The sequence below is a fragment of the Halobacillus sp. Marseille-P3879 genome, assembly GCF_900240285.1.
GTDB lineage: Bacteria > Bacillota > Bacilli > Bacillales > Halobacillaceae > Halobacillus_A.
Genome location: NZ_OESS01000001.1, coordinates 245,823 through 266,685 on the forward strand (window position 1 = coordinate 245,823; position 20,863 = coordinate 266,685).

Annotated in this window: 19 protein-coding genes; 14 read left to right on the top strand and 5 right to left on the bottom strand. The window is 44.3% G+C overall.

Annotated features, from left to right (window positions below; all coding sequences use genetic code 11):
- Positions 1–145: 145 nt before the first annotated feature.
- From C1A12_RS01355 to rbsB, 6 genes are read left to right on the top strand one after another with little or no spacing between them, the layout of a single operon-like run.
- Positions 146–1,147, top strand: coding sequence for a LacI family DNA-binding transcriptional regulator (locus tag C1A12_RS01355; RefSeq protein ID WP_101842059.1), 1,002 nt, complete (start codon positions 146–148; stop codon positions 1,145–1,147).
- Positions 1,140–2,036, top strand: a complete 897-nt coding sequence (gene rbsK, locus C1A12_RS01360) for a ribokinase (protein ID WP_235001501.1) — start codon at positions 1,140–1,142, stop codon at positions 2,034–2,036. The genes C1A12_RS01355 and rbsK overlap by 8 nt, the downstream gene beginning before the upstream one ends.
- Positions 2,033–2,428, top strand: coding sequence for a D-ribose pyranase (gene rbsD / locus C1A12_RS01365; protein ID WP_101842061.1), 396 nt, complete (start codon positions 2,033–2,035; stop codon positions 2,426–2,428). The genes rbsK and rbsD overlap by 4 nt, the downstream gene beginning before the upstream one ends.
- 17 nt (positions 2,429–2,445) lie before the next feature.
- Positions 2,446–3,948 (top strand): sugar ABC transporter ATP-binding protein, encoded by a 1,503-nt coding sequence (locus C1A12_RS01370; RefSeq protein WP_101842062.1) that lies wholly within the window; start codon positions 2,446–2,448, stop codon positions 3,946–3,948.
- A 3-nt stretch (positions 3,949–3,951) separates the two neighbouring features.
- Entirely contained in the window at positions 3,952–4,887 is a 936-nt protein-coding gene (rbsC, locus tag C1A12_RS01375; RefSeq protein ID WP_101842063.1) for a ribose ABC transporter permease, read from the top strand.
- A gap of 28 nt (positions 4,888–4,915) precedes the next feature.
- Complete coding sequence (gene rbsB / locus C1A12_RS01380; RefSeq protein ID WP_101842064.1) at positions 4,916–5,848, top strand: ribose ABC transporter substrate-binding protein RbsB; 933 nt, start codon at positions 4,916–4,918, stop codon at positions 5,846–5,848.
- 39 nt (positions 5,849–5,887) lie between these two features.
- Here the strand turns inward: rbsB and C1A12_RS01385 are convergent, their stop codons facing one another.
- The 3 genes from C1A12_RS01385 to C1A12_RS01395 are packed head-to-tail and all read right to left on the bottom strand — an operon-like array spanning position 5,888 to position 10,211.
- A complete protein-coding gene (locus C1A12_RS01385) occupies positions 5,888–7,939 on the bottom strand; it encodes a CocE/NonD family hydrolase (RefSeq protein ID WP_101842065.1) in 2,052 nt (683 codons plus the stop codon).
- A gap of 27 nt (positions 7,940–7,966) precedes the next feature.
- Positions 7,967–8,665 (bottom strand): TetR/AcrR family transcriptional regulator, encoded by a 699-nt coding sequence (locus tag C1A12_RS01390; RefSeq protein WP_101842066.1) that lies wholly within the window; start codon positions 8,663–8,665, stop codon positions 7,967–7,969.
- Positions 8,666–8,678: 13 nt separating this feature from the next.
- On the bottom strand, positions 8,679–10,211 hold the full coding sequence (locus tag C1A12_RS01395; protein ID WP_101842067.1) for a BCCT family transporter: 1,533 nt from the start codon (positions 10,209–10,211) through the stop codon (positions 8,679–8,681).
- 257 nt (positions 10,212–10,468) lie between these two features.
- Here C1A12_RS01395 and C1A12_RS01400 point away from each other — a divergent pair, with 257 nt between their 5' ends.
- The 7 genes from C1A12_RS01400 to C1A12_RS01430 all read left to right on the top strand — a co-directional run bounded on the left by C1A12_RS01400 (position 10,469) and on the right by C1A12_RS01430 (position 18,105).
- The gene (locus tag C1A12_RS01400) at positions 10,469–11,833 is read left to right on the top strand and encodes a sigma-54-dependent Fis family transcriptional regulator (RefSeq protein WP_101842068.1); all 1,365 of its coding nucleotides are present in this window, start codon (positions 10,469–10,471) and stop codon (positions 11,831–11,833) included.
- 228 nt (positions 11,834–12,061) lie between these two features.
- Complete coding sequence (locus tag C1A12_RS01405) at positions 12,062–12,757, top strand: CoA transferase subunit A (RefSeq protein WP_101843244.1); 696 nt, start codon at positions 12,062–12,064, stop codon at positions 12,755–12,757.
- Between the two features lie 17 nt (positions 12,758–12,774).
- Positions 12,775–13,449 carry a 3-oxoacid CoA-transferase subunit B gene (locus C1A12_RS01410; RefSeq protein WP_101842069.1) on the top strand — a complete coding sequence of 225 codons (675 nt, stop codon included), beginning with the start codon at positions 12,775–12,777 and terminating at the stop codon, positions 13,447–13,449.
- Positions 13,450–13,470: 21 nt separating this feature from the next.
- On the top strand, positions 13,471–14,241 hold the full coding sequence (locus C1A12_RS01415) for a 3-hydroxybutyrate dehydrogenase (protein ID WP_101842070.1): 771 nt from the start codon (positions 13,471–13,473) through the stop codon (positions 14,239–14,241).
- A gap of 12 nt (positions 14,242–14,253) precedes the next feature.
- Positions 14,254–15,426 (top strand): acetyl-CoA C-acetyltransferase, encoded by a 1,173-nt coding sequence (locus tag C1A12_RS01420; protein ID WP_101842071.1) that lies wholly within the window; start codon positions 14,254–14,256, stop codon positions 15,424–15,426.
- Positions 15,427–15,453: 27 nt separating this feature from the next.
- Positions 15,454–16,737, top strand: a complete 1,284-nt coding sequence (locus C1A12_RS01425) for a GntP family permease (RefSeq protein ID WP_101842072.1) — start codon at positions 15,454–15,456, stop codon at positions 16,735–16,737.
- 294 nt (positions 16,738–17,031) lie between these two features.
- Entirely contained in the window at positions 17,032–18,105 is a 1,074-nt protein-coding gene (locus C1A12_RS01430; RefSeq protein WP_101842073.1) for a branched-chain amino acid aminotransferase, read from the top strand.
- Positions 18,106–18,241: 136 nt separating this feature from the next.
- Here C1A12_RS01430 and C1A12_RS01435 read toward each other — a convergent pair whose 3' ends face one another.
- Entirely contained in the window at positions 18,242–18,724 is a 483-nt protein-coding gene (locus tag C1A12_RS01435) for a divergent PAP2 family protein (protein ID WP_101842074.1), read from the bottom strand.
- 127 nt (positions 18,725–18,851) lie between these two features.
- Here C1A12_RS01435 and C1A12_RS01440 point away from each other — a divergent pair, with 127 nt between their 5' ends.
- Positions 18,852–19,145, top strand: a complete 294-nt coding sequence (locus tag C1A12_RS01440) for a hypothetical protein (RefSeq protein ID WP_101842075.1) — start codon at positions 18,852–18,854, stop codon at positions 19,143–19,145.
- 145 nt (positions 19,146–19,290) lie between these two features.
- On the opposite strand, the gene C1A12_RS01445 is transcribed toward C1A12_RS01440, so the two are convergent.
- A complete protein-coding gene (locus tag C1A12_RS01445) occupies positions 19,291–20,820 on the bottom strand; it encodes an AbgT family transporter (protein WP_101842076.1) in 1,530 nt (509 codons plus the stop codon).
- Between the last annotated feature and the right edge of the window lie 43 nt (positions 20,821–20,863).

Sequence of the window (20,863 nt, forward strand, 5' to 3'; positions counted from 1 at the left end):
TTACTTATATAATATTCAGGTTGACAAAATATTGTAAGCGCTTTACCATGTGTGTAACAGGTTACATATTTTTTAGTTCTATATTTTTTTATCACCTATGTAACGGGTTACACACCTATGAGAAACAGGGAAGTGATGAAACGCAATGTCAACGATTAGAGATGTAGCAAAACTGGCCGAGGTGTCAGTCGCAACGGTGTCTCGAGTCCTTAACAGCAATGGTTATGTTCGAAGTGATACTAAAGAGAGAGTGGCTAAGGCTATTTCCGAATTAAATTATCGTCCGAACGATGTGGCTCGCAGTTTATTTAAGGGCCGTTCGAAGATGATTGCGCTGTTTGTCCCTGATATTATGAACCCTTTCTTTCCGGAATTGGCACGGGCAGTAGAAGATATGACGAAACAACAAGGGTTTACTTTTGTATTGTGTAATACGGATGATGACTTAAGTAAAGAAATGGCTTACTTAGATGCCTTAACACAAAAATCTGTAGATGGAATCATTATTGTTTCAAGTACAATGACAGCCGATTATATCGAAAGCTTCGATATACCTGTAGTGGCTCTGGACCGAATTATTCATTCAGATATTTCTTCTGTCACGGTAAACAACCGGGAAGGAGCGAAAGAGGCTGTTCAATATTTAAAAGATTCCGGATGCCAAAGAATTGCTCATGTAGCTGGACCGGAACATGTAAGCAATGCGAAGCAGCGTTTACGAGGGTATTTAGATGTGGTCCAGAAAGAAAAGTGGTTCACTTCAGCGTACGTGGAGCAGGGAGCGTATCACTTTGAAGGGGCAAAAAAAGCAACAGAAAAACTTCTCACAGGGCAGCCGGAAATTGATGGTTTGTTTGTTGCTAATGATTTAATGGCTGTTGGAGCTATTAAAGCAGCGGAAGGCCTGGGCATTTCTGTGCCGGAACAGCTTTCCATTATTTCGTTTGACGGAATAAAGCTTGGAGAAACTACTTCACCCGCACTAACAACGATGGCCCAGCCCATTTATCAAATTGGGTCCCGTGCGGCAGAATTGTTAATCGAACAAGTTGAAAACAATGAAAGGAAAACGTTCGTAGAAGAATTTGCTGTTCAATTAATTGAACGAGATTCTACTTGTAGAAGGGAGGACGATGCTATTGAATGAGGCATCTTCTGTATGTGTAATAGGCAGTATTAATATGGACTTAACCGTATCTACCTCCGTTCTTCCAAAGCAAGGGGAAACGGTTCTGGGAGAAAGCTTTGCCACTTATCCGGGCGGTAAAGGAGCAAACCAGGCAGTAGCAGCGGCTAGATTAGGAAGTCATGTTCACATGATCGGAGCTGTTGGGACGGATGTATTCGGAGCCGATCTCAAGAATCATCTTCAGGCGGAAGGAGTCGATACGTCAGCCATTGAAAAAATAGAGGGCCAGGCTACTGGTACAGCTACAATTATTCTCACTAATAATGATAACCGGATTATTGTGGCTCCCGGGGCCAATCATTCTGTGACTCCCTCATATGTGAAAAGACATAGAAAAGTAATTGAGAAAAGCGATATCGTTCTGCTGCAAATGGAAATCCCCTTAGAAACGATTTCTTATGTAGTGTCAGTCGCTAAAGCGGCTAACGTACCTGTTATTTTAAATCCAGCCCCTTATCAACCGCTGCCTTCATCCATATTACATCAAGTTGATTACATGACTCCGAATGAACTGGAGGCTGAACTTCTTAAAAAGGATCTGATCGATGAGGATGTGCTTAGAAAATGGATTACTACAAAAGGTAAGCTTGGATCTTCTCTTTATGTCCAGGGAGCTGAAGTGAATATCCCAGGATACAAAGTTACTGTCAAAGACACGACAGGAGCGGGAGATACATTTAATGGAGCATTAGCAACGCAGCTTGCTCAAGGGATCAAACTGAAACGTGCGGTCAGCTTTGCCAATGCTGCCGCTGCCTTATCCGTTATGGAGAAAGGAGCTCAAGGGGGTATGCCCCATTTGCAGCAAGTGGAGGAGTTTCTAAAAGAAAGGTTAGACAAGCGATGAAGAAGCAAGGAATATTAAATAGAGAAATAGCCGGTGTTTTAGCTCGGTTAGGCCATACAGATACGATTGTAATTGCCGACTGTGGCCTGCCTGTCCCGGATGGCGTAAAGTGTATCGACGTCTCCTTATCCATAGGAGAACCGGGACTCGTTCAGGTGTTAACCAAAGTCATGGAAGATATGGAAATAGAAGCGGCAACCATTGCTCAGGAGATGGAGAGTAAGAACGCCCCTGTTTTTAATAAATTACAAGATTGTCTGTCAGGCATCGAAGTCCAGCAGCTGCCTCATGAACAATTTAAAAAAGATGCCAAGCAGTCCAAAATGATTATTCGGACAGGGGAAGCAACGCCATATTCCAATGTCATGCTGCATGCGGGCGTTATCTTTTAAGAAATGGGGTGGGAGTAATGGCAGAACAAAATCTAGTGGAAATGAGAAACATCGACAAGTCATTCTCTGGAAATCACGTACTGCAGAAAGTAGATTTCTCTGTGAAGCCTGGAGAGGTCCATGCTTTGATGGGAGAGAATGGAGCAGGGAAATCGACGCTGATTAAAGTGTTAACAGGCATTCATCCTCGGGACGGCGGGACGATAACGATGACAGGGAATAAAGAAGTTGACTTTTCTCACCCGAAAGAAGCTGAAAAACACGGTATCGTAGTCATTCACCAGGAATTAAATATCATCCCTCACTTAACCGTAACCGAGAATATGTTTTTAGGAAAAGAGCTTTCAATCGGAAAAACAGGAATTCTGCGGAAAAGGGAGATGCAAAAACAAACGCTTGAAAGCTTGAAACGCCTGGGAGTGGAAAACATCCCGCCTAATGCAACAGCAGGTAGTTTATCCGTGGGAAAGCAACAAATGATTGACATTGCCAGAGCCATTTCTACGAATGCCGAAATGATTATTATGGATGAGCCCACCGCTGCTTTAACGGACCGGGAAATTACCAGTTTGTTTAAAGTTATTGAGTCGCTCCGTAAACAAGGTGTAAGTATTGTTTATATTTCTCACCGGATGGAAGAGATTTTTCAAATATGCGACCGTATTACGGTGCTGCGTGACGGACGATCAGTTGGAACTGAACAAATTAGGGATACTTCCTTTGAGTCGGTTGTAAAAATGATGGTGGGCAGAGAATTAGGTGAACGGTTCCCTGAGAGGTCGAATGTGATAGGAGATACATTGCTTGAGGTTAAAGATTTAGCAAGAGATGAATGGTTTGAAGGAATTAACTTTCAAGTAAAAGAAGGAGAAATTCTCGGGGTGGCAGGTTTGATGGGCGCAGGCCGGACAGAGATTGTGGAAACGATCTTTGGTGCAGCCAGGAAGACGAAAGGCCAGGTCGTGTTGAAAGGCAGGCCAATAGACGTTACTCATCCCCGTGACGCCATTAGAGCTGGAATAGGATTCATAACTGAAGACCGTAAAGATGAAGGACTTGTACTTAATTTATCCATTAGGGAAAATGTAGCATTGCCAAATTTGAAAGCGGTTTCCAATAAGGGGTGGGTTTCGAATACCCGGGAAAAAGATTTAGTTGATGATTTAATTAAGAAGCTTCACGTAAGAACAACAGGCCGGGAGCAAGAGGTCAAATCATTAAGCGGAGGAAACCAGCAAAAGGTCGTTATTGCCAAATGGCTCGGTATCCAACCTCGCTTACTTATATTAGATGAGCCCACCAGGGGAGTCGACGTAGGGGCTAAAAAGGAAATCTATCATATTATCAATCAATTAACGGAGCAGGGTGTCGCCATTATTATGGTTTCCTCTGAACTGCCAGAGATACTCGGTGTCAGCGATAGGATTATGGTAATCCATGAAGGAAGGATGGCAAAAATCTTCGACCGGGGTGAAGCAGATCAAGAGAAGATCATGCATGCGGCTACAGGAGGTGAGTAAGGGATGAAGAAAAAAATAGTAAACAACCTTTCCCAATTAGGTCCTTTAATAGGTCTGATTATCATTGTAATTATCCTCGGTTTTACGAGTGACAGCTTCTTTACCCTAAACAACATCTTAAACTTATTAAGGCAGATCTCGATTAATGCACTGATTGCATTTGGAATGACGTTTGTGATTTTAACAGGAGGAATTGACTTATCCGTCGGCTCTATTCTTGCCTTCGGAAGTGCCTTAACGGCTGGCATGCTCTCCAGTGGAATGGACCCAATGTTAGCGGTTTTTATTGGTCTGTTAGCAGGACTCCTTATGGGGGCTGTGAACGGGCTGATCATTACCAAAGGGAAGGTTGCGCCATTTATAGCGACGCTGGCAACAATGACTATTTTCCGCGGAGCTACGCTGGTTTATACCGAAGGGCGTCCGATTACCGGACTTTCAGACAGCTTCTCATTTGAAATGATTGGGAAAGGCTATGTATTTGGTATCCCCTTCCCCGTGATTTTAATGCTGATTGCTTTTGCCGTATTGTTTTTTGTTCTGAGAAATACCATCTTTGGTCGTCAAGTCTATTCAGTTGGGGGAAATGAAGAAGCTTCTATTTTATCGGGAATAAGAGCCGACCGGGTAAAAATCTGGGTTTACTCTATTACCGGTATGCTCTCGGTATTAGCTGGGATTATCTTAACGAGCCGGTTAAACTCTGCGCAACCCACAGCGGGGACGATGTATGAATTAGATGCGATTGCTGCTGTAGTTCTCGGAGGGACAAGCCTGACAGGAGGACGAGGGTGGCTTACCGGTACGTTAATTGGAGCGTTGATTATAGGAGTCCTCGATAACGGGTTAAATCTATTGAACGTTTCCTCGTTCTATCAACAAATTGTAAAAGGCAGCGTAATACTGCTGGCAGTTTTACTAGACCGCAGATCCAAATAACACCTATATAAAAGGGAGGAAAAGTAGCATGAGAAAATGGTTGAAAACAATTGGTGTGGTAAGCTTATTGGTCGTTATGGCAGCTTGTTCGACGGAAAGCCCGGGGAGTTCTTCAGAGGAAACTTCCGGAGATGGCGATGAAACAATTAAAATTGGAATGTCCATCTCCACATTAAATAACCCTTTCTTCGTTTCACTACGAGACGGAGCAGAAGCCGCTGCTGAAGAAGCAGGTTACGAGATTACTACCGCAGATGCCCAGGACGATTCAGCATCGCAGGTTAGTGATATTGAAGATCTTATTCAGCAGGACATTGATGTGTTACTCGTAAACCCTACTGATTCATCAGCTATTTCTTCGGCGATCGAATCGGCCAACAGTGCTGACATTCCGGTGATTACAGTAGACCGTACAGCGGATGAGGGAGAAGTAGTCACTCACATTGCTTCAGATAATGTGGAAGGCGGAGAAATGGCTGGCGAGTATATCGCTGAACAGCTGGAAGAAGAGGGGGATTTAGTAGAGCTTGAAGGAATTTCAGGTGCATCAGCTACGAGGGAAAGAGGAGAAGGTTTCCATAATATCGTTGATGAAATGGATGGAATGGAAATGGTTGCCCAGCAGTCAGCTGACTTTGACCGCTCCAGCGGCTTGAATGTAATGGAAAACATTCTTCAAAGCAACAGTGAAATTGATGCTGTATTTGCCCATAACGACGAGATGGCCTTAGGTGCTGTAGAAGCACTTGAATCTAATGATTTAGCAGAAGAAGTAGTTGTTGTCGGATTTGATGCCACCGACGATGCCCGTGAAGCTGTATCAGAAGGGCGTATGGATGCCACGGTTGCGCAACAGCCTGAATTAATAGGAGAAGAAGCAATCACTACGGCTGGTCAGGTAGTAAGCGGGGAAGAAGTGGAAGAATTTGTTCCTGTAGAACTGGAGCTGATCACTGAATAAACATGTAGGGTGCCCTTTTAACAAGGCACCCTTTTTTAGTTAAACATGATCTCTTGGAATGACTTCCTGCCATGTTTTATTAAATATTTTATTTTCATTTTCATAAGCTGTCATTATGTTCGTTAAATAAAAGCTTGTCTCATCACTTTTCATTTCACTGTGTGTGACCAGTTTTGTTTGCCAGTCGTCGCGTCCTACAGTCAGCTCCCATTCACATTCGGCATGGGCTGAAAGAGGATCATTCTCTTTGATAGTGTACGTGTTTTTGTTGATGCTTCCATACTCTACTCCATTTGATGGTAGCTTTCTTTTTCCTTCGTCAGAAAAGTCCTCCAACTTCCACTCATTCTCAATAGGCTGATGAGTGATGCTGCGAGTGCGTCTTTCTTTACGAATAATTTCTCTATCCATCACCTGCGCTGTTTCTGGAGCGTCAAATTGTCCTACAGAATCATCAGCTTTTTGTGGAGTACGTATAGGTAAATCAATTCTAGTAGCCTCTCCGGAAAATAACGTCAATGTTACTGGTTTAGGAGATGGCCATGCCTGAGGCCAGTAAGTGGGAGCAACTGCTACTTCTAACTGATGTCCTTTTGGTACTTGCTGTCCTAAGGCATCAAGTTTAATAGAAATTTTATATTTTTTGCCTGGCTGCAGCTTTTCAGGGAATTCATGAGAACTTAAATGATTTAAATTCAGCATTCCCCAGCTGATCAAGGTGGATTCTCCTGTAGGAGCTTTATCTGATAGTCTTACAACTGCTAAAGCATTCTCCTGGTCAGATGAGAATTCCATTTGAAATACCGGGTGTCCTAAAAGGTCGATCGTTTCGGTTAATGGTTCTGAAGTGAACACAACCGACTTTCCATTCTCTAATCTTTGATCAGCAGGGAGGTCACCAGGCTGACCGAAGGGACAGAATACACCACTATAGAATCCATGTTCCTGTACACTTGGAATGGTATATTCTTGGCCTTTGCCAGCTCTGTGTAAAAGTTTCCCATCCTGAACCCATAAGGATTGAGTATTAACATGCTGAGAAGGCCAGGAGTTATCTCCAACCCATTTTCCTGGTCTTTCATCATAACTTACTGCAGGTTTCTCACTGTTTTGAATCCAGGAAATGAGCTTTGGTTCTTCCATGATGCCTGTATCTTCACCTTTTAACCATTGGTCCCACCAGCGCAAGCATTCTTGCAGGAATCCAACAGCTGGTTCAGGAGTCGCCACTTCAGGGTATTCATGGGCCCAGGGTCCGATGAGTCCTTTGCTTTCTTTAGGCAGATGGTCAAGGAGCCTGAATACCGCATCTGTATATCCATCTTGCCATCCGCTGACAGCGAAAACAGGAACTTGTATATCCGAATAATTTTCACAAATCGATCCGTGCTTCCAATAGTCATCTCTGCGTTGATGCCTCATCCATTCCTCTACAAAAGGAGGAGTATTTTCTAGACGGTCGAGCCAGTTTTCTTTCCACTTGTCTCCAACAACCTCCGGGTCTTGAGGACGGGCATTATAGGCAAACATCGTGGATGACCACCAAAGCATATCGGATGCAAGAATATTTCCTCCTCTGTAGTGGACATCATCTGAGTAACGATCATCCGTAGAACAAAGGGTGATGATAGCTTTTAACGTGGGGTGCTGACGCGCAGCCACTTGAAGACTGTTAAATCCTCCCCATGATTTTCCGATCATCCCGGCTGCCCCTGTTGACCATTGCTGGTTAGAGATCCAATCTAAAATTTCTAGAGCATCATCTTGTTCCTGCAGCAAATATTCGTCTTTTAATACACCATCGGAATCCCCGGAGCCTCGAATGTCAACCCTGATGCTTGCATATCCGTGTCCCGCGAAATAAGGGTGGCGGACAGAATCTCGTATGGCTGTGAAGTCATTTTTTCGATATGGGATATATTCTAATATGGCAGGAACGGGGTGGTCTTTAGCATCTTTTGGCAGCCAGATTGTAGCTGCCAACTGAGTACCATCCGACATAGGGATCTCTACATGATCGAGTTTCTCAATTTCTCTTGGGAAGTTTGTTTTTACTCTTCGTTTCTGTGAATCTTTTATGTTAAAGACCATATAATCATCCTTTCTTGTTGAATCCAGTTATATATCGGGCTTGAATCGAATGGTTTTACGCTGATGCGGATCCAGGATATTTATGACACTTTCGCTTACATAATGAAGGGTTTGACGTACAGCTTCATCTTTTGAATAAGTTCTGCGGTGATTCATAAATGTGTTCATCATACCTTTCCAGATCATCAACGTGCTATTCGATATGAAATCTACGTTTGCTTCATCCATTAATCCTTCCTCAACTGCGCTTTGGATGTAGAGAGCACTTCGTTTTGAGAAATTGTGCTCCATAATAATGGACTGAACTTCTTCAGGCAGACCAATTAAATCATTTTGATAGATATTATAATAATCATTTAATAGATCCTGGGGCACGGACCCAAGATCATCCATAAATATAACAGAGTAAATTTTTGGCTGGTCAAAAGAATGCTTACAAAAACACTCCCAGGAGTACAGCCACTTTTCTATTGTATTGTTTCCTTTTTCAATATAACGGGGTAACTCCTCAATGTAATCTTTCGTAAAGCGCATAGCTGCAAAAAATTTCAAGTGCGAGAGGTCTTTAAAGTAATTGTAAGCAGTGGAACTTGTAAAGCCTGCTCGGTCTGCAATTTTACGGATCGTTACATTATCGATCCCTTCTTCTTCAATCATTTCTGTAGCAGCATCTAAAAAATAACGCCACATACGAGCGCGTTGTATATTTTTTTTGTTTGATTTCATTAATTCACTTCCTCTATTTCGAACCTTTTTTAACGTGCACATGAAGGTGTTCATCCTGCTGCAACCATTTTATCAATGAGACAGCCATTAATACATACATGATTAGAATAGGAACGGATACAAGCACAGAAGAAGTTTGTACGACGTTTAGTCCCCCTACAAACGTTAAACTAATAGCTAAGGCTGATAGAAGTATTCCCCAAAGAAGTCGGTGCCAACGTGCAGGTTCCGCATTAGCTTGTAATTCTTTTGTTGCCACACTTGCGATTACATAACTAGCAGAGTCAAGAGACGTAGCCAGAAAAATAAACCCTAGAATTACAAAGAAAATAGAAGCGATCATAGGAACAGGTAATGAATTTAATACTGCTACAATGACTGCTGGTTCACTTTCGTTCATTAAAATGTGTGTGAGATTTATTTTTTCAGTTAACTCCAAATCCATTGCGTACCCGCCAAATACTCCGAAATAAATCCAGCTCCCAAGTGAACCCCAAAGTAAAACATTGGAGACTAATTCACGAATTGTTCTTCCTTTGGAAATACGTGCAACAAAAATACCGATAAAGGGTGCTGTGGCTGCGAACCATGCCCAATAGAAGACAGTCCAAGCCTGAGGAAATCCTCCTTGACTAATCGGATCTGTGTACAGGCTCATTTTCATAAAATCGTCCAACATTAAGCCTAAACTGTTTGTGAAGTAAGAAAGAATAAAGAGGGTAGGACCGACAATAATGACAAATAGAGCCAGCCCTAACGCCATATAGACATTCCAGTCACTAAGTTTCCTAATTCCTTTATATAAACCAAGGTAAGCACTGGAACTAAAGATAAATGTCCAGATAACTATAATGACAACGTTCAACCATAATGAAGGTTCAATGCCAAATAGGTCACCGAGAACAGCTGCTACCATTGGGACACCTAATCCCAGGGAAGTGCCAAGTCCCCCTATCATACTCCAAATGACTAAAACATCTATAGCCTTACCTAACAATCCATCAGCATGCTTTCCAAGAACGCCTTCACATGCTGCACTAATTTTAAGAGAGGAATTCTTTCGAACGAAAAAACTATAAGCCATAACCACAGCTGGCAATGCATACAGGGCCCAGGCTGAGATTCCCCAATGAAAAAGTCCATAGCTGACGGCATATTCAGCTGCTTCTGTACTTCCACCTTCTATACCAAACGGAGGCCCCGTGTAATAATATAAGGGTTCTACAATAGACCAGAACATAATGCTCGTCCCCATGCTGGCGCAGAAGAGCATTCCACCCCAGCTAAAGCGAGAAAACTCAGGTTGTTCCTCCACACTCCCCAATTTCACACGTCCGTATCTACCGGTCATTAGCCATACCAAAATAACGAATAAACCAATGGTAAGAAATTCAAAGGCCCAGTCCATTCGAAACGTGAGCTCTGTCATCATATTCTCAACAATAGGACCTGCTGATTCGCGGTAGATAACTAAGACTAACGTAACTGCTACGACCAAAAGTAAGGATGGCCAAAAAATTGATTTTTCTACTCTTGAATGATTCATACCAATTTGCAATCCTCCCCAGTATTTAATTAAGTAGTAGTACTAATTAACATGAACACATTTTTTATATGAACATGTTCATTTTATGAATAAGTTCACTTTAACATAAGAGATCTATTTGTCAAAAAAATCTTATAATTTTTCATTGACTTAGCAGCAGTTACTGTCGAAGTCTTCTATGATATAGATGCTGACGTCGAAACATGGTAGACTTCTAGATAAGAAGTTTTGAAAACGTTATCACAGGAGTTGTAGACATGTTATCGATACTGGATGATTATAAGAACGATATTTTCGATACGTTTTTCGGTAACGCCAATCATTGCATTGTGATTGTGGACCGCAGTGGATATATCTCATATATGAATGACGGATATTGCCGGTTTCTTGAGCTTGATAAATCCGAAGTGAAAGGCAAGCATGTCACAGAGGTCATTGATAACACGAGAATGCACATTGTGGTGGAAACAGGGGTCGAGGAAATGGCCGATCTTCAGGAAATCCGCGGCAAGTACATGGTGGCAAACCGTGTGCCGCTTCGTTCGGATGGAGAAATCGTGGGTGCTCTTGGAATGGTGCTTTTCCGTGATACCGAAGAGTGGCTGAAGATGAACAGTCATATTAAAGCACTGCTGCTTGAGCTTGAAGCTTACCGCAAACAAATGAAAGATCAAAATGGCGCCTCATACTCGCTGCACGATATTGTCAGCAGTTCGCCTGAGATGGATAAGCTCAAAAATAAGATAATGAAACTTGCCCCGGGGGATGTGTCAATATTACTCAGAGGGGAGAGCGGAACAGGAAAGGAGCTGTTTGCGCACAGCATTCACCAGCTCAGTGAGCGTCATACGAAGCCTTTTGTAAAGGTCAACTGCGCAGCCATTCCGGAGCACTTACTAGAATCAGAGCTGTTTGGCTATCAGGAAGGGGCTTTTACTGGAGCGAAAAAAGGCGGGAAACCTGGAAAGTTTCAGCTGGCCAACGGCGGCACGCTTTTCTTAGATGAGATTGGAGATATGCCGCTTCATGCCCAGGTAAAAATTCTCCGCGTTCTGCAGGAAGGCGAAGTGGAGGCTGTCGGGGGCGTGAAACCTGAGCAGATTGACGTGCGGATCATAGCTGCTACCAACCAGTCGCTCGAGGAGCTGATTCAATCGCAGCAGTTCCGGGAAGATTTATTTTACCGCGTTAACGTCGTCCAGGTAAAAATCCCGCCTTTACGTGAGCGGCCGGAAGATCTCCGCGTTCTGTCGAAATATTTATTGCAAAAGGTGACGGAACGAGTTGGCAAGCGGGTGATTGATTTCAATCGGGATGTGTATCATTGTCTTCAGCAGTATGAGTGGCCAGGAAATGTCAGGGAGCTTGAGAACGTCATTGAAGCGGCGGTACATTTAACAAATACGGAAACCATTCAAGTGGAGGACCTGCCTGATCATATCCAGCATAAAACGTATGCTTTTGAAGAAGGAGACACTTTAAAGGACGTGCTGGAGAAGGCAGAAAAAAAAGCCATCGAACGGACATTAAAAAAAGTTGACGGAAACCGGGCTGAAGCAGCGAAGGCTCTTAATATCGGCAAATCAAGTCTCTATGAAAAAGTGAAAAAGTATAATATATAAACCATTCCAGAAACCCGGAAACCATTCCGAGAATGTGGAATGGTTTCTTTTTGTTTGGTTTGAGAGGGTTTTCATAGTTTAGGAATGAATTTTTTATCAATATTCCAGAATCTCGAAAAGGATGGGAAGGTGTCGATTTGTTACATTCTTTGTCTATCAGTGTTTGGACGGCTATTAAAAGTTGGCATGAATTTTGCATATATAAAGGGTGAAGGGAGTGGAGTAATGATGAAAAAGATCTATCCATCGTTTGAACAAGCTGTCAGTGGAGTAAAAGATCATTCAACCATAATGGTGGGCGGCTTCGGTCTGGTAGGCATACCGGAAAACTTAATAGTGGCGTTAGTAGATTCGAAGGTGAAGCATTTAACGGTCATATCAAATAATTGCGGGGTCGACGACTGGGGTCTCGGTCTGCTTTTAAAGAATAAACAAATTGATAAAATGATCGGTTCCTACGTGGGGGAGAATAAAGAATTTGAACGTCAGGTCTTAGAAGGCGAGCTTGAAGTCGAGCTGACACCGCAGGGAACGCTGGCTGAGCAGATCCGTGCAGGAGGTGCAGGCATACCAGCTTTTTACACACCAGCGGGGGTTGGAACACCACTTGCTGAAGGAGGAGAAGTAAGGAGCTTTGATGGAAAAGAGTACTTACTGCAGAAAGGGCTGCAAGCAGATTTTAGTCTTGTTCGGGCAGCTAAAGGCGACCGCTATGGGAATCTGGTATACAACAAGACGGCGCGTAATTTTAATCCGATGATTGCGGCGGCGGGCAAGGTGACGATTGCAGAAGTGGAGGAACTCGTCGACCCTGGTGAGCTTGATCCTGATCACATTCATACACCTGGCATTTATGTACAGGGTCTCATTGAGGGAGCTCAGGAAAAACGTATAGAACGTCTTACAGTAAGGCAGCAGGCATAATTAGAGGAGGGGTATAAATGGCTGTACAACTGGATAGAGCAATCGTTCGGGAGAAGATTGCGAGAAGAGCTGAACAGGAAATTGAAAGCGGTTTCTACGTAAATTTAGGTATTGGAATGCCGACGATGGTGGCGAATTACATTCAGGAGGATAAGGAGGTTGTGCTTCAATCGGAGAACGGATTATTAGGGATTGGCCGCTCCCCTTATGAAAATGAAGTCGATCCTGACTTAATCAATGCCGGGAAAGAGACGGTCACTGCTTCGATTGGAGCCTCCTATTGCAGCAGTGCGGAGTCATTTGCGATGATCCGGGGCCGGCACATTGACCTCGCGATTCTCGGAGGTATGGAAGTTGATGAAAATGGAGACTTAGCCAACTGGATGATTCCAGGAAAAATGATTAAAGGGATGGGCGGGGCGATGGACATCGTTCATGGTGCCAGGAAAACGGTTATCATTATGGATCATGTCAACAAACACGGAGCCCCGAAAATATTAAAGCAATGTCAGCTGCCGTTAACAGGGAAAGGCGTTGTCGATCGTATCATTACCGAGCGAGCAGTGATCGATGTTACGGAAGAAGGGCTAGAATTAGTGGAAGTTGCGGAAGGCTGGACAGTGCAGGAGATTAAAGATTCAACGGAAGCAGAGTTAAAGATTCATCCGAATTTACTTGAAGCATCTTTTTAATCATCAAAGGGGGAGTTATAGGTGGAGAAAGTTGTATTTATTACTGGAGCAGCAAGTGGGATTGGTTATCAAATGGGTCTGGCTTTTGCCGAAGAAGGGGCAAAGGTTGTATTTAGTGACATCAACAAAGAGAAGCTGAATGAAGTGACGGCGGACCTTAAAAACCGGAGTTATGACTGTATCGGGGTAAAATGCGATGTCACGAATGAAGAAGAGCTGAAGGGGGCGATTAATCAAACGGTTGACCAATATGGAAGGCTGGATGTCTTAATTAACAACGCAGGCTTACAGCATGTGGCAGCGATTGAAGATTTTCCAACAGAGAAGTTTCAGTTTATTACGAACGTGATGCTGGTCGCTCCGTTTATGGCTACAAAACACGTATTTCCGATTATGAAAAAGCAAGGCTTCGGCCGAATTATCAATATGGCATCGATCAATGGGTTAATCGGCTTTGCCGGGAAGGCAGCGTATAACAGTTCAAAGCACGGCGTAATCGGGCTGACAAAAGTAACAGCGCTTGAAGGAGCAGAGCACGGCATTACGGTCAATGCGATCTGTCCCGGATATGTCGATACGCCTCTTGTCCGCAATCAGCTGGAGGATTTAGCGGCGAACCGCAATGTATCACTTGAGAAGGTGCTCGAAGAAGTTATTTATCCGCTTGTCCCGCAGAAGCGGTTACTGGAGGTTAAAGAGATTGCTGATTACGTGCTGTACTTAGCAGATGAGAAAGCTAAAGGAATTACCGGACAGGCTGTTGTCATTGATGGCGGCTATACCGCTCAATAAAGGAGGATTCTTATGAAAGATGTATATATTTTAGAAGGAGCACGCAGTCCTTTTGGTACGTTTGGAGGAAAATTAAAGGATGTGGATCCAACCGAATTAGGTGTAACCGTAAGTAAAGAAGCTATCCGCCGCAGCGGCATTCAAGCGGAAGAGATTGATTTTTCCATCATCGGAAATGTCATTCATTCTGCAAAAAATGCTCCCTATTTGGCCAGGCACGTGGCCCTCAAAACAGGATTACCGATCTCAAGTCCGGCGTTAGCCGTGAATCGTTTGTGCGGCTCTGGACTTCAGTCGGTAGTTTCTGCTGTGCAGGCGATCCAGCTTGGCGACGGAAGAGCTGCTTTAGCGGGCGGTACAGAAAGCATGAGTCTAGCCCCCCATGCTTTAAGGGGAAGCCGGTTTGGGACGAAGCTGGCCGCTCCTAAAGTAGATGATATGCTCTGGGCTGCTTTAACAGATGAGTATATCGGAGGCGGAATGGGCGTGACAGCTGAAAACCTGGCAGAAAAGTATGAGATTACGCGTGAAGCCCAGGATGAGTATGCCTCCTTAAGTCATCAGCGGGCAGCGGGTGCGAAAGAGCGGCTGGCAGAAGAAATCGTCGGAATCGAAGTGAAATCACGAAAAGGTACAGTGATCGTTGATGAAGACGAGCATGTCCGTGCTGATACAACGTCCGAGATGCTGGCTAAACTGAAGCCTGCTTTTAAAAAGGACGGAACAGTGACAGGAGGCAACGCAAGCGGCATTAATGACGGGGCTGGAGCTGTGGTGGTAGCTGGGGAAGATTTTGTAGAAGAGAAGAGTCTGACTCCCATAGCTAAAGTGGTTTCCTATGGACTGGCAGGTGTTGATCCGGGTTATATGGGAATCGGTCCTGTTACAGCCGTTCAAAACGCCTTAGCAAAAACAAACTTAACGCTGGACGATATGGCATTAGTGGAAGTGAATGAAGCCTTCGCTGCTCAATATCTGGCTGTAGAAAAAGAATTAGGTCTAAATCGGGAGAAGGTAAATGTGAATGGAGGAGCTATTGCTCTTGGTCACCCCATTGGCGCAAGCGGAACACGAGTGCTCTACTCCTTAGTGAAGGAGTTGAAAAGGAGAAATGAGAAATATGGCGTCGCCTCGTTGTGCATTGGCGGCGGACAAGGAATTGCGATGGTCGTTGAAGCTCTTTAAACGCTCACAAACGAAGGAGGAAGTTTGATGCTTGGAATTTTATTAGGGCTGATTGTCCTTATGGCACTGGCGTATCTTGGGTGGTCGATCATTTGGGTCGCCCCCATTGCGGCAGGTGTGGTTGCTTTAACAGGCGGGCTTGATTTACTTGATGCCTATAAGGATACGTATATGGAAGGGTTTGTCGGGTTTGCGAAGGAATGGTTCCCTGTCTTCATGCTGGGAGCTGTGTTTGGTAAGTTAATGGAGGATACTGGAATGGCACGGTCCGTTGCGGTTGCTTTAACGAAAGTAATAGGAACGAAGCGTGCGATCCTCGGAGTCCTTGCCTCTGCAGCAGTGTTAACCTATGGAGGCGTCAGCTTATTCGTCGTTGTCTTCGCTGTTTATCCGCTTGCAATCTCGTTATTTAGAGAAGCCAATATCAGCCGCCGTTTAATCCCGGCCACAGTGGCGCTTGGTGCCTTCACCTTTACGATGACCGCGATCCCGGGCACCCCGCAGATCCAGAACCTGATTCCGATGGATTACTTTGACACAAACGCCACAGCGGCCCCTGCCATGGGGATCATCGCGGCTCTTGTGATGGCTGTGGGTGGATATTTGTATTTACGCTGGCGTGAGAAAAAGCTTATGCAGAACGGTGAATATTTTACCGAACCCAAAGATAACAATCTCGTAGCAGATGATGAAAAAATCCCCCACTTTCTATTATCCGTGCTTCCTTTGCTTACGGTACTTATTACTTTAAATCTATTTAATTGGGACATTGTTGTAGCATTAATTTCTGGTATTCTACTAATCATGGTATTGAACTTCGCTAAATTCAAGAAATTCGTGAAATCTATTAACGCCGGAGCAGGCGGTTCTGTAATTGCAATTATTAACACCAGTGCCGCCGTAGGATTTGGTACAGTCGTGCGTGCTGTCCCTGGGTTTGAGCAATTAACTGAGGTGTTAATGGGAGTCCGCGGCAATCCGCTAATCTCTGAAGCTATTGCTGTTAACGTCTTGGCTGGTGCTACAGGTTCAGCTTCAGGAGGGATGGGGATTGCCCTCGAAGCCCTGGGATCGAAATATTATGAAATAGCAATGGATACAGGCATCAGTCCGGAAGCCTTCCACCGAATTGCTTCCCTGTCTTCAGGAGGACTTGACGCACTGCCGCACAACGGGGCTGTCCTTACGCTGTTAACGATTACGGGGATGACTCATAAAGACAGCTATAGAGATATTTTTATTGTAGCTGTGCTGATTCCGGTTATCTCTGTCGCGGTTGTTATTTTACTAGCTTCTATTGGAATTCTATAACAACGGTGCTCACCTCTGTCTGACGATGGAGGTGATTTTTTGGTTCATCTGGAAATGGGAGCGATTAACCCCTGGACGATCAACAGAAGACCATCCGAGCGGATAAGGAGGTTGAAATGAGCCATACTTCTCCCACCTATCCACCCTGTGCGCCCATTTCTCCACTATAGTAAAGAAGTACAGGGCCAAAGACTTTAAAATAAGCGCCGTTCAGCGTACAATGGATACTAATATAAACGTCCGCATCTTGATAGAAGCGGGCTTTCTTACCACAATGAAGAAGGAGCTATGCTGATGACTGCTAACGAATTGACCATTGCTAAGAGCACAAACCTTAAATCAAAGCCTGAAAAAGATCAAATTCCGTTTGGCCAAACATTTACAGACCATATGTTTGTGATGGATTATGCGGAAGGGAAAGGTTGGCATGAGCCTCGAATTGTCCCATACGAACCCGTAACGCTGGATCCTGCGGCGATGATTTTTCATTATGGACAGACTGTCTTTGAAGGGTTAAAGGCTTACCGTGCAGACGGAGACCGCATTCTCTTATTCAGACCGGAGAAAAACCTCGAGCGTCTTAACCGCTCAAGCGATCGGTTGAGCATTCCTCCGATTGACGAGGAAGAAGTAATGACTTACTTAGAGGAATTAATCCGTATTGAAAAGGATTGGGTACCTTCTACTGAGGGAACCTCCCTGTATATCCGGCCTTTTATTATTGCAACGGATCCGAATTTGGCGGTGGCTCCGTCTAAAACGTATAAATTCATGATTATTCTATCCCCGGTTGGTTCTTATTTCTCAGGCGGAATCCACCCGGTGAAAATTAAAGTGGAAAATGAGTTTACACGTGCAGTAAAAGGCGGGACAGGAATGGCGAAGACAGCAGGAAACTATTCTTCCGGCTACCAGGCACAGGCAAGTGCATACAGAGAGGGAAGTGCAGATGTACTGTGGCTTGATGGTGTTGAGAAACGCTACATAGAAGAAGTCGGCAGTATGAACATCTTCTTTAAAATTAACGGGGAAGTCATCACCCCGGCGTTAAGCGGAAGTATTCTAAAAGGGATTACCCGCATGTCCATTCTGGAGCTCTTACGCGATTGGGGAGTTCCGGTTGTGGAAAGAAAGATTTCGATCGACGAGCTGCACGAAGCATACGAACGCGGAGAGGTAGAGGAAGCGTTTGGAACAGGCACCGCGGCGATCATTTCCCCGGTTGGAGAATTGAATTGGCAAGGGAAGAAGATGACGATTAACAACCATGAGATCGGCGAGCTCTCGCAAAAGCTTTATGATACGATTACCGGCATTCAACGTGGGTATATTGAAGACCGTTTCGGCTGGGTCGATGAGGTGAAATAAATAGAGAAGCAAAAAAGCTTGCAGAGAAACCAATGGGGTCTCTGCAAGCCTTTTTTATGTCTTCCCGCAGGTATTACTCGACAAACTGAGACTGTCAAGTTACTCGACAGCCTGCAGGGTTTTCTTTCACTCAAGGTCATAATTTTTGTTGTTTTTCTAGTCTGCGGTCTTCAAGCTTAGCGGAAGCTAAACCATATAATAACCCAAACAAGGCTCCGGCTGCGACTTCAACCGGCTGGTGGCCAAGCAATTCCTTTAATTCTTCCTCACGTTTAACGAATTCCAGACTTGGAAAATCGCCTGAAATTTCTTCAATGTTATCTTCGAGGTCATTGACAAGCCGGGCAATCTCACCTGTGTGTCTTCTAATCCCTTGTGCATCATACATAACGATGGTGCCAAAGACGACAGCGAGAGACGTTTCGATATGCCTCGTGCCACGGTTAGAGGCAACATAAGCAGCCAGTGAAGCGACTCCTGCTGAATGGGAGCTTGGCATGCCGCCGGTTTGAAGAATCGGCTTCCAGTCCCATTTCCCGCTTAATCTTTTATGGGTGACGATTTTTAGCCCCTGCGCAATGATAATCGCAGAAAGTGATGTAATAATGCCTCTGTTCATCCTGATCCCTCCGTGCAAAATATCCTATCTATGATTCATACCCTTCCTAACAAGTTTTATTCAATTCAGGAGCAAATTTTCAAGTGATCTTCTATCAAATGCAGGGTAAAGGAAGGAAAGAAGGAAGGTGGCTGAATGCATTTCCAACTCCAGTTTGCAGGCCGTTGCTCTTATCTTTACCAGCTTTATATTGTGGCTGTCTGTTGTCGAGACAGGGTACGTCATTCCTGCTCTCCTGGCTGCAACTGGTACTATACTCGTGGCAGGGGCGCGAGTCCGCAACAGAAGTGAGTCTCATTTTCTATGTAAAATAGGACTGCATAAAAATAAACAAGCAGGCTGGGATAAAGAATGGCAGTCAGCAGCCATTTATCAATGCGAACGCTGTGGCAGAACAAAGAAGGTAATAAAAGGAGTATAGAGAGGCACAGCCTCAGGAGCGGTCAGTCAGAGAGCTGTTTCAGGAGGCCGTATCTTAAGACATAAATAAAGCTTGCAGAAAAACCAAAGGGTTTCTCTGCAAGCTGTCACTGCGGGGAATCCGCAGCTTGTACTATATCCGGCTGTTAAAGGTTGACACCGATACCTGGACCAAATGGAATGCCGAAGATAGCAAACACGAGCAGTAGAATGATCCAGATCACGAAGAAAATAATACTGTACGGAAGCATTAATGAAATTAGTGTTCCTAAGCCAGCTTTCTTGTTATATTCCCGCATAAACGCCAGTACCACGATGATATAAGGGTTCATCGGTGTAATGATGTTCGTGGAAGAATCAGCAATACGATAGGCTACTTGAATAAATGCAGGATGATAGTCTAAATAATAGAACATCTGCAGGAAAATCGGTGCTTCTAAAGCCCACTGTGCAGAACCACTAAAGATTAAGAGGTTCATAAACGCCGTCAGGATGGAAAAGCCGACTACAATAGGAAGGCCTGTCATGTCCATGGACTGCAGTAAGTTCGCTCCGCTCAGGGCGATCCACGTACCGATATTAGTCCAGTCGAAGTATGCGATAAACTGGGCTGCTGCAAAGATCAGGACGATGAATCCTGACATGTCTTTCATCGCTTCTCCCATGAATCCTGAAATATCACGGGAAGACTTAATTTCCTTTACCGTTACACCGTAAGCGACGCCGATTGCAATGAAGAAAAATAAGATAATTGGCACAATTCCATCTAAAAATGGAGATGGCACAAGACCGCCTTCCTCGCTTCGTAAAGCGGAATTAGGCCAGGCAATCGCTGCAACGAGAATAACAAGATAAACGAGACCTGCAATTGCGGAATTGCGAAGACCTCTAAGCTCCAGATCTGTACTTTCTTTAAGTGAAGTTTCGTCTCCGCCTTCTCCTTCATACTTTCCAAGACGAGGCTCAATGATTTTCTCGGTAGTTAGAGCACCAGCAACAGCTAGAAGAACAACAGAAGCGATCATAAAGTACCAGTTATCCACTGGCGTAACTACAATATTGGAATCTAATCCTTCCATAACTTCTGTAGAAATCCCAGAAAGTAAAGCATCTGTACCAGTAATAATGAAGTTGGCTGTAAAACCTGAGCCAACACCGGCAAAGCCTGCCGCCAAACCAGCTAATGGGTGGCGTCCAATCGTGTAAAAGACCATTGCCGCTAACGGAGGTACAATAACGAAGGCCGCGTCAGACGCGAGGTTCCCCATAATACCTACAAAAATAATGGCATAAGTGACTAATGATTTAGGTGCTTTTAGAATTGTACTTTTAATTGCAGTTTCGAGAAGCCCCACCTTATCGGCAAGACCAATACCCAGCATCATGGCCAGCACAAGGCCAAGCGGTGCAAACCCGGTGAAGTTATCGAGCATGGAGGTTAGTATATACTCAAGACCCTCGCCTGAAATCAGGCTTTTAATCGCAACTTCTTCCCCTGTACCGGGCTCTTCTACTGTTACCCCAAATAGTGAAATAATCCAGGAAAAGACGATTGTGATTGCAGCTAAATATACGAACAGCATAAACGGCTCAGGTAATTTGTTCCCGGCTTTCTCTATAGCATTAAGGAATCTGGTCATTCCTTTGTTTTGTTTCTCTTCAGTCGTCTGACTCATCTCTTTCACCCTTTCTTTTTTTTAAAGAAGATGCTTTTATGCC

Bases quoted from the DNA above. Each gene is read 5' to 3' on its own strand.
- C1A12_RS01355 (WP_101842059.1), top strand. From the start codon at position 146: ATGTCAACGATTAGAGATGTAGCAAAACTGGCCGAGGTGTCAGTCGCA.
- C1A12_RS01445 (WP_101842076.1), bottom strand. From the start codon at position 20,820: ATGAGTCAGACGACTGAAGAGAAACAAAACAAAGGAATGACCAGATTC.
- C1A12_RS01385 (WP_101842065.1), bottom strand. From the start codon at position 7,939: ATGGTCTTTAACATAAAAGATTCACAGAAACGAAGAGTAAAAACAAAC.
- rbsD (WP_101842061.1), top strand. From the start codon at position 2,033: ATGAAGAAGCAAGGAATATTAAATAGAGAAATAGCCGGTGTTTTAGCT.
- C1A12_RS01425 (WP_101842072.1), top strand. From the start codon at position 15,454: ATGCTTGGAATTTTATTAGGGCTGATTGTCCTTATGGCACTGGCGTAT.
- C1A12_RS01435 (WP_101842074.1), bottom strand. From the start codon at position 18,724: ATGAACAGAGGCATTATTACATCACTTTCTGCGATTATCATTGCGCAG.
- C1A12_RS01410 (WP_101842069.1), top strand. From the start codon at position 12,775: ATGGCTGTACAACTGGATAGAGCAATCGTTCGGGAGAAGATTGCGAGA.
- C1A12_RS01370 (WP_101842062.1), top strand. From the start codon at position 2,446: ATGGCAGAACAAAATCTAGTGGAAATGAGAAACATCGACAAGTCATTC.
- C1A12_RS01390 (WP_101842066.1), bottom strand. From the start codon at position 8,665: ATGAAATCAAACAAAAAAAATATACAACGCGCTCGTATGTGGCGTTAT.
- rbsB (WP_101842064.1), top strand. From the start codon at position 4,916: ATGAGAAAATGGTTGAAAACAATTGGTGTGGTAAGCTTATTGGTCGTT.
- C1A12_RS01420 (WP_101842071.1), top strand. From the start codon at position 14,254: ATGAAAGATGTATATATTTTAGAAGGAGCACGCAGTCCTTTTGGTACG.
- C1A12_RS01400 (WP_101842068.1), top strand. From the start codon at position 10,469: ATGTTATCGATACTGGATGATTATAAGAACGATATTTTCGATACGTTT.
- C1A12_RS01430 (WP_101842073.1), top strand. From the start codon at position 17,032: ATGACTGCTAACGAATTGACCATTGCTAAGAGCACAAACCTTAAATCA.
- C1A12_RS01405 (WP_101843244.1), top strand. From the start codon at position 12,062: ATGAAAAAGATCTATCCATCGTTTGAACAAGCTGTCAGTGGAGTAAAA.
- C1A12_RS01395 (WP_101842067.1), bottom strand. From the start codon at position 10,211: ATGAATCATTCAAGAGTAGAAAAATCAATTTTTTGGCCATCCTTACTT.
- rbsC (WP_101842063.1), top strand. From the start codon at position 3,952: ATGAAGAAAAAAATAGTAAACAACCTTTCCCAATTAGGTCCTTTAATA.